This window comes from Sporichthya brevicatena (assembly GCF_039525035.1).
In the GTDB taxonomy this organism is placed as follows: Bacteria; Actinomycetota; Actinomycetes; order Sporichthyales; family Sporichthyaceae; genus Sporichthya; species Sporichthya brevicatena.
Genome location: NZ_BAAAHE010000027.1, coordinates 1 through 10,158, shown reverse-complemented (window position 1 = coordinate 10,158; position 10,158 = coordinate 1). Strand labels below are relative to the sequence as shown.

The window sequence follows — 10,158 nt, the reverse complement described above, 5'->3', positions numbered from 1 at the left end:
GCCGCCACCGCAGGGCGAGGCGGCGCAGGGCGGCCTTGGCGTCGGCGTCGGTGGTGCCGGCGCAGGCGAGGACGAGCCCGGTGCCGGGGCCGGGGACGACGCCGGCCGCGTCCGTCACCGCACGCAGCGCGGCCGGGAGCAGCCGCGGGTCCGGCCCGAGGACGTCGGCGAGCTCGATCCGGGCCCCGGTGCGCGCGGCCCCCTCGGCCAGCGCGGCCGGGACGTCGACCTTGCCGTGGAACGCGTGGCCGAGCAGGAGCGGGACGGCGACCGCCGAGGTCAGCCCGGCCAGGGCGTCGGCCACCCGAGGAGTGTTGTGATCGAGGTACCCGACCCGGACGCAGAGGTCCGGCCGGGCGGCCCGGGTCGCACCGGCGAGCTGTTCGACGGTGGCTGCGTGCCGGGGGTCCCGGCTTCCGTGGGCGACGAGCAGCAGTGACTCGGGCGTGCCGATCATGGGGGAGTTCGTCCGATCAGATCAGCCCCCGCGTCGACAGCACGGCCCACACGGCGTCGACGGACTCGTCGAGGCTGCGGCCGGCGGTGTCGAGGCGGAGGTCGGCGTTGGTGGGTTCCTCGTACGGGTCGTCGACGCCGGTGAGCCCGGTCATCTGGCCCGCCTTCTGCTTCGCGTACAGGCCCTTCACGTCGCGCTCGGCGCAGACCTCGACGGAGGTGGCGACGTGGATGAGCACGAACGGGGTGCCGGCCTTCTCGTGCCGCTCGCGCACGGCGTCCCGCGCCTCGGCGTAGGGCGCGATCACCGGCACCAGGGTGAGCACGCCGTTGCGGGAGAGCACCTCGGCGACGTAGCCGATGCGGCGCACGTTGGTGATCCGGTCCTCGCGGGAGAAGCCGAGGTCGGCGGTGAGGACTTGGCGGACCTCGTCGCCGTCGAGGATGTCGACCCGGTGGCCCGCCGCCCGCAGCCGCGGCGCGAGGGCCTCGGTGATGGTCGACTTGCCCGCGCCCGACAGGCCGGTCAGCCAGATGGTGGCGCCCTGCTGGGAAGAAGTGCTCATGTGTGCAGCCCGCATTCCGTCTTGGAGGACCCGGACCAACGTCCGGCACGGGAATCCTCTCCCGGCGCGACGCGGCGGGTGCACGGACGGCAGCCGATGGAGTCGTAGCCGTCCAGCAGCAGCGGGTTGAGCAGCACGCCGTGCTCGGCGACGTAGGCGTCGACGTCGGCCTGCGTCCAGCGGGCGATCGGGCAGATCTTCACCTTGCCGCGGGTCGCGTCCCACGACACGACGGGCGTGTGCGCCCGCGCCGGCGTCTCGTCGCGGCGGACGCCGGTGATCCACGCGTCGTAGTTGCGCATCGCGTTGTTCAGCGGGGCGACCTTGCGCAGTGCGCAGCACTGATCCGGGTCGCGGGCCCACAGGTCCTTCCCGAACGCGATGTCCTGCTGCGCGATGCTGAGCGTCGGCGCGACGTCGAGCACGTGAACGTCGTACACCGCGGCCACCGCGTCGCGGGTGCCGATCGTCTCGGCGAAGTGGTAGCCGGTGTTCAGGAAGAGCACGTCCACGCCGGGCTTCACCGTCGAGACCAGGTGCGCGACGACCGCGTCGGCCATCGACGAGGTGACCGCGACGCGGTCACCGAAGGTCTCGGCGGCCCAGCGGACGATCTCGGTCGCGGACGCCTCCTCGAGCTCCTTGCCGGCGATGTCGGCGAGGTGCGCGAGGTCGGCCGGCGCCCGGTCGTCCCGGCGGCGGCGGACGCGGGGCGAGGACAGGTCGACGATCGTCATCCGGACACCTCCTCACCGGTACTTCCTGACGTGTCCCCGGCCAGTCCGAGGAACCTCAACGCGAACGCGCGTCGGCACGACGCGCACGCCCACTGCCCGTGGGTTTCGAGGGGACGCAGGGTCTCCTCGGCGCAGTACGGGCAGTGGAACGGGACAGCCCGTTCACTCATGACCCGACTCCCGGCGGCTCAGGCCAGGTCGGCTTCGTCGGCCCGCACGACCCAGGCGGCGAACCGCTCGCCCTCGGTGCGCTGCGCCAGGTACCGGCGCAGGACGCGCTCGACGTAGTCGTCGAGCTCGGCCGAGGAGACCTTGAGTCCACGGAGCTTCCGGCCGAAGCCGGCGTCGATGCCGAGGCTGCCGCCGAGGTGGACCTGGAAGCCCTCGACCATCTCGCCGTCCGGACCGGGGACGAGCACGCCCTTGAGGCCGATGTCCGCGACCTGCGAGCGGGCGCAGGAGTTCGGGCAGCCGTTCATGTTGATCGTGAGCGGGGTGCGAAACTCCGGGAGCCGGCGCTCGAGCTCACGCACCAGCGCGCCCGCGCGGCCCTTGGTCTCGACGATCGCGAGCTTGCAGTACTCGATGCCGGTGCAGGCCATCGTCTGACGACGGAACGGCGACGGGCGCACCTGCAGGTCGAGCGACTCCAGCGCGCCGGTGAGCGCGGAGACCTTGTCCTCGGCCACGTCGAGGATCAGCACCTTCTGCTCCGCCGTCAGACGGACGCGGCCGGTGCCGTACTCGTCGGCGAGATCGGCGATCTTGCTCAGCAGCGTCCCGTTCAGGCGGCCGACGAGCGGCGCGAACCCGACGTAGAAGTTGCCGTCCTTCTGGGCGTGCACGCCGAGGTGGTCGCGGAAGCCGGGGCCGGGGGTCTCCGGCGCGGGCCCGTCGATCAGCTTGCGGTGCAGGTACTCGGTCTCGACGACCTCCCGGAAGCGCTCGACGCCCCAGTCGGCGACGAGGAACTTCAGCCGGGCGCGGTTGCGGAGGCGGCGGTACCCGTAGTCGCGGAAGACCGAGATGACGGCGGCCCAGACGTCGGGGACGTCCTCGAGCGGGACCCACACGCCGAGGCGCTGGGCGAGCATCGGGTTGGTCGAGAGCCCGCCGCCGACCCAGACGTCGAAGCCCGGCCCGTGCTCGGGGTGCACGACGCCGATGAACGAGAGGTCGTTGACCTCGTGCGCGACGTCCATCGCCGGCGAGCCGGAGACCGCCGACTTGAACTTGCGGGGCAGGTTCGCGAACTCGGGGTCGCCGATGTACCGGCGGACGATCTCCCGGATCGCGGGCGTGCCGTCGACGATCTCGTCGGCCGCGATGCCGGCGACGGGGGAGCCGAGCACGACGCGGGGTGAGTCGCCGCAGGCCTCGAGCGAGGACAGGCCGACGGCCTCGATGCGCTCCCAGATCGCGGGAACGTCCTCGATACGCACCCAGTGGAGCTGGATGTTCTGACGGTCGGTCACGTCCGCCGTGTCCCGGGCGTAGGTCGTGGAGACCTCGGCGATCGCGCGCAGCTGCTCGCCGGAGAGCTGACCGCCGTCCGAGCGGATGCGCATCATGAAGTACTTGTCGTCGAGCTCGTTGGGGTCGAGGACGGCCGTCTGGCCGCCGCTGATCCCGGGCTTGCGCTGGGTGTAGATGCCCATCCAGCGGAAGCGGCCGCGCAGGTCGTTCGGGTCGATCGAGTCGAAGCCCGTGTACTGGTAGCGGTCGATGATGCGGGCCCGGACGTTGAGCGGGTTGTCGTCCTTCTTGAACTGCTCGTTGGCGTTGAGCGGCTCACGGTGACCCAGGGCCCACTGGCCCTGGCCCTTGGCGCGGCCCTGCTTCGGGGCGCGGGAGCCGGCGGTGGGCGTGGTGGTGCGATCGGCGTTCTTCACGGGAGGTCTGGTCCTTCGGCTGACCGCGACGGCGCGCGGCAACCCCGGACACGCCGCAGCGGGCAGGGCGTGTCGAGAGGTTGGACCGGCGCGCCCGCGCGGGAAGAGGCGGGGGCGGAGTGGTCAGCCGGCCAGACAGGACATCGTGCAGACGCGGCCGAGGTCGATGTGACGACGCTCGACGAGGGCGATCCGCTCGATGTTCACGCGGATCAGGGTGGCACGGGAACGCGCGAAAACAACGGCGCGTCCAGCATCTGGACACCCGTCGAGGGGGTTGTCAGGACATTTGCGCGAGCGCTTGTCCGGCCAACTCGAAACTCTATCGACTAAGTCCAATTAGGGCAACGTCACGGCGCGTCCGGGGGCGTGGGAGACGTGTGCGACGCGCCGGGATGGCTACCGTAGGGACATGGCCCGTGGCAGCCCCATGGCCGGGACCGGCCCGGCCGCGCCGCGCCCCCGGCGGGTGTCCTCCGCAGTCGGGCACCTGCGGCGCCTCGCCCGGACCACGTTCTCGATCTGTCTGCGCCACCGGGTCACCGGTCTGGCGGCGGAGATCGGCTTCTTCGCGATCCTGTCCCTGCCCCCGCTGGTGCTCGGGCTGGTCGGCACGCTCGGTTACTTCGCGGACGTCATCGGCCCGGACACGGTCGAGGACATCCGCAGCAACATCATCGACCTGTCCCGGGAGGCGCTCTCGGACCAGGCGGTCAGCGACGTCATCGTCCCGACGCTGAACGACGTGCTCGACGGCGGCCGGTTCGACATCGTGTCGCTCGGCTTCCTGCTCGCCCTGTGGTCGGGGTCGCGCGCGCTGAACACGATGATCGACACCATCGCGATCATGTACGGCCTCGGCGGCCACCGCGGGATCATCGCCACCCGGGCGCTGTCGTTCTCGCTCTACATCGTCGGCCTGGTCATCGCGATCGTGCTGGCGCCGCCGATCCTCGCCGGGCCGGACCTGGTGTCCGAGGCCATCCCGCAGCAGGCCCACTGGGTCATGGTTCTGTACTGGCCGCTGGTCATCGTCCTGACGATGGCGTCGCTGACGACCCTGTACTGGATCGCGGTCCCGGTGCCGAACGCCTGGCGCCGCTGCCTCCCGGGCGCCGGCCTGACGCTGGTCGGTTGGCTGCTCGGCAGTTACCTCGTCCGCAAGATCATCGACTGGTCGGTCGGCAGCACGTCGATCTACGGCCCGCTCGCCGCGTCGATCGTCGTGCTGATCTGGCTCTACGTCCTGTCGATCGCGATGCTCATCGGCGCCGCGTTCAACGCCGCGGTCGACCGGCAGTGGCCCCAGCGGCACGACGACCACACCCTGGACGGGATCCCCGTCCTCCGCGCGACGAAGCAGATCACCCCGCCGGCCCCGGTGACCCCGGAGCCGCCGGCCGACCCGGCGGTGGAGCCGACCGGTGAAAATTCGGGCGACGACGTGACCGTCCTGCCCGTAGTCTTCGGCGAACACACGGCCCCGGCGCAGGACGCGCCCGAGGCCCCGGCACCGGAGGAGGTGAAGCGACATGGCCGTCTCTGAGCGCGCGCTTTCTCGCTCCCTCTCCTCCAACTCAAGGTGCCGCGTTGAATCCGTCTGCCTCTGACCCTGTCTCCACCCCGGTTCCGGACGCCGCGTCCGACCCGGACGTTCTGCTCGCCCTCGGCTGGGGCGCCGACCTCGGCGCCGCGTTCGAGCGCCACCGCGACCCCGCCGTCGTCCCCGCCCGCGTGACGCGGGTGGACCGCGGCCGGTTGCTCGTGATGACCGCCGCCGGTCCGGCCGACGCGCTTCCGACCCCCGGACTCGCCGCGGACTCCCGCGACGCCGCCTGCACGGGCGACTGGGTGGCGCTGCGCCGCACCCCGGACGGGCCGTCGTTCGTCGACGCCGTCCTGCCCCGGCGCACGCTGCTGACCCGTGCCGTCGCCGGCGGCGAGTCCCAGGCGCAGCCGCTCGCCGCGAACGCCGACGCGATCGCGCTCGTCGAGGGGCTCGACCCGACACCGAGCCTGAGCCGGATCGAGCGGCTGCTCGTCCTGCTCTGGGAGACCGGCGCGACGCCGTTGATCGTCCTCACCAAGGCCGACCTCGTCCCGGACCCGTGGGCGATCGCCGAGCGGGTCGCGGGCGTCGCGGCCGGTGTCGAGGTCCACGTCGTCAGCTCGGCGACCGGCGACGGGTACGCCGCGCTCGAGCCGTACGTCGCCTTCGGCCGGACGCTGGCGCTGCTCGGGCGGTCGGGCGCGGGCAAGTCCTCGCTGACCAACCGGCTCACCGGCGCCGACCTCGCGACGCAGTCGATCCGCGAGGACGGCCGGGGGCGGCACACCACCGTCCGCCGCGAGCTCGTGGCGGTCCCGGGCGGCGGGGCCGTGCTCGACACCCCGGGCCTGCGGGCCGCGGGACTCTGGTCCGCCGAGGAGGGCGTCGAGCGGGTCTTCGGCGACATCGAGGCCCTCGCGTCCGAGTGCCGCTTCACCGACTGCGGGCACGAGTCCGAACCCGGTTGCGCCGTCCAGGCGGCGCTGGCCGACGGTCGCCTCGAGGACCGCCGCTGGCAGAGCTACCGCAAGCTGCTCCGCGAGGCGGAGTGGATCGCCTCCCGCACCGACCACCGCCTCCGTCAGGAGCGGACGAGGGCGTGGAAGCAGATCCACCTGGAGATGCGGCGGAACCCGAAGCCGGGCCGCTGACCGACCTGCTCACCGATCCGGGCCCGGGGCCCGCTCCGAATCCCGTAGCCGGACCGTAAGGGCGTGAGCGGGGTCCGGGGCGGGTCTGCCGTGTCAGGCTGACGCGGAGGTCAGGTTCGGTCGAGAGGACGTCGGGTGACGCTGCGGGCACGGGCGGAAGGGGCGGCCGGGGGAGTCCTGGCCGCGTTCGCCGGTGTCGGCGCGGCCGAGGGCGTCGCGACGGCGATCGCCGGCCCGTCTCCGGTGGTCGCCGTCGGGACGTGGGCGATCGACACCGCGCCGGCCTGGTTGCGCGAGTGGGCGATCCGGACCTTCGGTGTCGACGACAAGCAGGTGCTCGTCACGGGAATGCTGGCGACGATCGCACTCCTCGCCGCCCTCGCCGGCGCGGTCGGGGTGACCCGCCGGGCCCTCGCCGTCGGGATGTCGATCGGGGTGGGGCTGGTCGGCGTCCTCGCGGTCGCGACCGTCCGCGGCGTCGACGACCCCGCGCTGGTCCGCATCACGCCGGCGCTGGTCGCGCTGATCGTGAGCACCGGGGGACTGGTGCTCCTGCTCGAGGCGCTCGACCGGGCCGAGGCCGGCGAGACCGCGCCGGTCGAACCCGCGCCGGTCGAACCCGCGCCGGTCGGCCTCGGGGCGCGGGTGACGCCGCGCGAGCCCGTGGTCGTCGTCGACGAACCCGAGCGGCCGGCGGTGATGGTCCCGTCCCGGCGGCCGCTCGCCCTCGCGGCGGGGCTCGACCGGCGGACCTTCCTCACCGCGGCGGGCGGGGTCGCCGCCGTCGGCGTCGCGGGCGGAGTCCTGTGGAAGTTCGGCGAGGAGAGCTACGCGACGTCCGGGCTGTTCGCCCTGCCCCGGCCGGCGAGCCCGGCCACGCCGGTGCGGCGCGCCGACTTTTCCATCCCCGGCCTGACGTCGTACTTCACGCCGAACGACGACTTCTACCGGATCGACACCGCGCTCGTGGTCCCGCGGCTAAGCCACGAGACCTGGAAGCTGACGATCACGGGGATGGTCGATCGCCCGGTCACGCTGACCTTCGACGACCTGCTGAAGGCGCCGCTGATCGAACGGGACGTCACGCTGATGTGCGTCTCCAACGAGGTCGGCGGCTACTACAACGGCACCGCCCGCTGGCTCGGGGTGCGGGTCGCGGACGTGCTCGCCTCCGTCGGGATCCGGCCGGAGGCGGACGCGGTGAAGTCGACCTCGGCCGACGGCTGGACCTGCGGGACTCCGTTGTCGGCGCTGACCGACCCGAACCGGGACGCGATGTTCGCGATCGGGATGAACGGCCAGCCGCTGCCGTACGACCACGGGTTCCCGGTGCGGATGGTCGTCCCGGGTCTGTACGGGTTCGTGTCGGCGACGAAGTGGCTGACGACGTTCGAGGTGACCCGGTTCGACGAGTTCCGGGCCTACTGGACCTCGCGCGGGTGGTCGGAGCAGGCACCGGTCAAGACGCAGTCGCGCATCGAGGTCCCGCGCCCGTACAGCGACGTCGCGGCCGGAACGACGCAGCTCGCCGGCATGGCCTGGGCCGTGCACCGGGGCGTCCGGAAGGTCGAGGTGCTGATCGACGGCAAGCCCTACGTCGCCGAGCTCGCACCGTGGGACAACCCGGACACGTGGCGGCAGTGGCGGCTGCGCGGCTGGGAGGCGACCCCCGGCGACTACACGGTCGCGGTGCGCGCGACCGACGCTCGGGGTGAGGTCCAGACCGCGAAGAAGGCGCGCCCCGACCCGGACGGCGCGACCGGCTGGCACACCGTCCGGATCACCGTGCCCGATTCGGCCCGATAGCGGCCCGACAAGCGGTCCGATGGTGCGGTTGAGCGCCGGTCCCCGCCCTGAGACCGGCGCTCAACGGCGCCATCGGCGCTGCTGACGGAGCGTCAGGAAGTGCTAGGGCTGCTCGACGGACTCGCTGGTGACCGCGGCGTCGGCGTCGTCCGCGGTGGCCGCGGCGAGCAGCAGGCCACCGGTCATGAGCACCGTCGCGGTGATGCCGATGACGCCGTTCCGGCGCCAGCCCGTCGGCACCACGGGCAGGTCCGAGCGGCGGTAGTAGCGATCGTCCTCGAACATTCGTCATCCCCCGAGTAGGCCGGTGCGGCCGGTGCCGTAGGGAACATCGGCACCGGCCGCGCCGGACTTGATCACACCGTCCGGGCTCCCCCGAATCGCGGACGGCGACGGGACGGACCGGTCCCCCCGAACCCGGTCCTTCCCGGCATCGGCCACTCGCTCCGACCGGGGCCGTTGGCCGTCGGCAGGATCTCGAGCGGTCCGGTGCTCGTGGGCGTGATGTCGGTCAGGTCAGTGGTGGTGCGGGTGCTCGCCGGAGTCGTCATCTCATCCCCCCGGATGTCGGACTTCGGATCGGTCTGGCGTTGCGATGACGTCAGGTCTATCGATCCACCCCGCCACCTGTCCGAATGGAAACCCCCGTCCGAGTGGCCGAAACCGGGACAGTCGGGGTGAGCCGGCCGCGTTTGCCGGTGTCGCCTACGGCTCGAAGCGGCCGAACGTCCACCCGGTGACGTGACTGAGCCGGCCGCGCCAGAGACCCCCGGCGAGCTCCTGGTGGTGGTGCGCGCCGAGGACCACGGCGCGGGCCAGGTGGATGGTGGTCGGCAGGGCCTGCGCCGGGGCGTCCTCGTCCTCGAGCGAGTCCGTCGCGTCGCGGATCAGCGCGTCGCCGAGGGCGTCGTCGGCGAGCATCCCGAAGACGTGAGCCATGCCGTCGGCGCCGGTCCCGCTGCCCTCGACGAGCAGGCCGCGGACCTCGCGGAGCCACACCCACGCGGGGACCAGGTCGCCGCAGACCACCAGCCCGCCGACGGTCAGGGTGATCGAGACCGAGGTGTCCGGGTCGGCGGAGGAGTTCGAGGCCTGGACCAGGACGGCCAGGAGGAGGTCCGCGTCGTTGCTGGTGGTCACCCGCGCGACGGTACCCGGTCAGACCTCGCGCGGGGCGTACATGATCACCGCGACGCCGAGCAGGCAGAGGCCGGCGCCGATCAGGTCCCAGCGGTCGGGCTTGAAGCCGTCGAGCGTCATGGCCCAGGCGAGCGAGCCGGCGACGAACACGCCGCCGTACGCGGCGAGGATCCGGCCGAAGTTCGGGTCGGGCTGGAGGGTGGCGACGAAGCCGTAGAGCCCGAGCGCGACCACGCCCAGCCCGGCCCACATCCAGCCCTTGTGCTCGCGGACGCCCTGCCACACCAGCCACGCTCCGCCGATCTCGGCGAGCGCGGCGAGGACGAACAGGCCGATCGAGCGCAGGGTGTCCATGGGGCCATTCTTCGGGGACTCCCGCTGCGGTCGGCGACCGGTCGGGGCTACGGTGTGCGCCGAGGGTCGAGCCGTTCCGTTGTTGCGGGAGCCGCCGACCCATGACCGCCGATCCGTCCCGGACGCCGGAGCGTCCGCCGTCGTGGTGGGTCGCCACCGATCAGGGCGTCGTCCTCGCGGGGCCGTACGACGACTGGCCCCGCGCACTGGTCGGCCACGCCCGCGCGGTGGCGCGGATCCGGGAGGCCCTCGAACGCGAGGACCGGCCGTCGTGCTTCGTCGCCGAGCGGTGTCTCGCCGTCGCCCCGCGGTGGGGCGTGTTGGCGGGGGCGTGGCAGCACTTCGAGCCGCTGGTGGACTGAAGTCGCCACGGGGGCTGACGAGCCGTCAGAAAGTAGAGACAGCAGGGGTGAATGAGGTTGCGACTGCACTAGAACATGTGTTCTGCATATCTGCTTGAGTGCAGTAGCATTTGATGGGTGAGCGAGGAACGACCCGTCGGTGGTG

Annotated in this window: 12 protein-coding genes; 4 read left to right on the top strand and 8 right to left on the bottom strand. The window is 72.5% G+C overall.

Annotation, left to right across the window (positions count from 1 at the left end; genetic code table 11):
* The 5 genes from ABD401_RS16515 to ABD401_RS16495 form a co-directional block, all read right to left on the bottom strand.
* A partial coding sequence (locus ABD401_RS16515) for a sirohydrochlorin chelatase (RefSeq protein ID WP_344606692.1) occupies positions 1-457 on the bottom strand: 457 nt, incomplete at its 3' end.
* Positions 458-473: 16 nt separating this feature from the next.
* Positions 474-1,022, bottom strand: coding sequence for an adenylyl-sulfate kinase (gene cysC / locus ABD401_RS16510; protein WP_344606690.1), 549 nt, complete (start codon positions 1,020-1,022; stop codon positions 474-476).
* A complete protein-coding gene (locus ABD401_RS16505; protein ID WP_344606688.1) occupies positions 1,019-1,759 on the bottom strand; it encodes a phosphoadenylyl-sulfate reductase in 741 nt (246 codons plus the stop codon). Before ABD401_RS16505 ends, cysC begins: the two co-directional genes overlap by 4 nt.
* Complete coding sequence (locus ABD401_RS16500; RefSeq protein ID WP_344606686.1) at positions 1,756-1,929, bottom strand: hypothetical protein; 174 nt, start codon at positions 1,927-1,929, stop codon at positions 1,756-1,758. The genes ABD401_RS16505 and ABD401_RS16500 overlap by 4 nt, the downstream gene beginning before the upstream one ends.
* A gap of 18 nt (positions 1,930-1,947) precedes the next feature.
* Positions 1,948-3,651 carry a nitrite/sulfite reductase gene (locus ABD401_RS16495; protein WP_344606684.1) on the bottom strand — a complete coding sequence of 568 codons (1,704 nt, stop codon included), beginning with the start codon at positions 3,649-3,651 and terminating at the stop codon, positions 1,948-1,950.
* A 412-nt stretch (positions 3,652-4,063) separates the two neighbouring features.
* Here ABD401_RS16495 and ABD401_RS16490 point away from each other — a divergent pair, with 412 nt between their 5' ends.
* The 3 genes from ABD401_RS16490 (at position 4,064) to ABD401_RS16480 (ending at position 8,157) form a co-directional block, all read left to right on the top strand.
* Positions 4,064-5,197 (top strand): YihY/virulence factor BrkB family protein, encoded by a 1,134-nt coding sequence (locus tag ABD401_RS16490; RefSeq protein WP_344606682.1) that lies wholly within the window; start codon positions 4,064-4,066, stop codon positions 5,195-5,197.
* A gap of 110 nt (positions 5,198-5,307) precedes the next feature.
* Positions 5,308-6,351 (top strand): ribosome small subunit-dependent GTPase A, encoded by a 1,044-nt coding sequence (rsgA, locus tag ABD401_RS16485; RefSeq protein WP_425566184.1) that lies wholly within the window; start codon positions 5,308-5,310, stop codon positions 6,349-6,351.
* A 135-nt stretch (positions 6,352-6,486) separates the two neighbouring features.
* On the top strand, positions 6,487-8,157 hold the full coding sequence (locus ABD401_RS16480) for a molybdopterin-dependent oxidoreductase (protein ID WP_344606678.1): 1,671 nt from the start codon (positions 6,487-6,489) through the stop codon (positions 8,155-8,157).
* Between the two features lie 102 nt (positions 8,158-8,259).
* On the opposite strand, the gene ABD401_RS16475 is transcribed toward ABD401_RS16480, so the two are convergent.
* The 3 genes from ABD401_RS16475 to ABD401_RS16465 all read right to left on the bottom strand — a co-directional run bounded on the left by ABD401_RS16475 (position 8,260) and on the right by ABD401_RS16465 (position 9,651).
* Positions 8,260-8,442, bottom strand: coding sequence for a hypothetical protein (locus ABD401_RS16475; RefSeq protein WP_344606676.1), 183 nt, complete (start codon positions 8,440-8,442; stop codon positions 8,260-8,262).
* 420 nt (positions 8,443-8,862) lie between these two features.
* A complete protein-coding gene (locus ABD401_RS16470; RefSeq protein WP_344606674.1) occupies positions 8,863-9,297 on the bottom strand; it encodes a hypothetical protein in 435 nt (144 codons plus the stop codon).
* 18 nt (positions 9,298-9,315) lie between these two features.
* A complete protein-coding gene (locus ABD401_RS16465; protein ID WP_344606672.1) occupies positions 9,316-9,651 on the bottom strand; it encodes a YnfA family protein in 336 nt (111 codons plus the stop codon).
* Between the two features lie 101 nt (positions 9,652-9,752).
* Between ABD401_RS16465 and ABD401_RS16460 the strand changes: the two genes are divergently transcribed.
* The gene (locus tag ABD401_RS16460) at positions 9,753-10,013 is read left to right on the top strand and encodes a hypothetical protein (RefSeq protein ID WP_344606670.1); all 261 of its coding nucleotides are present in this window, start codon (positions 9,753-9,755) and stop codon (positions 10,011-10,013) included.
* Positions 10,014-10,158: the final 145 nt, after the last annotated feature.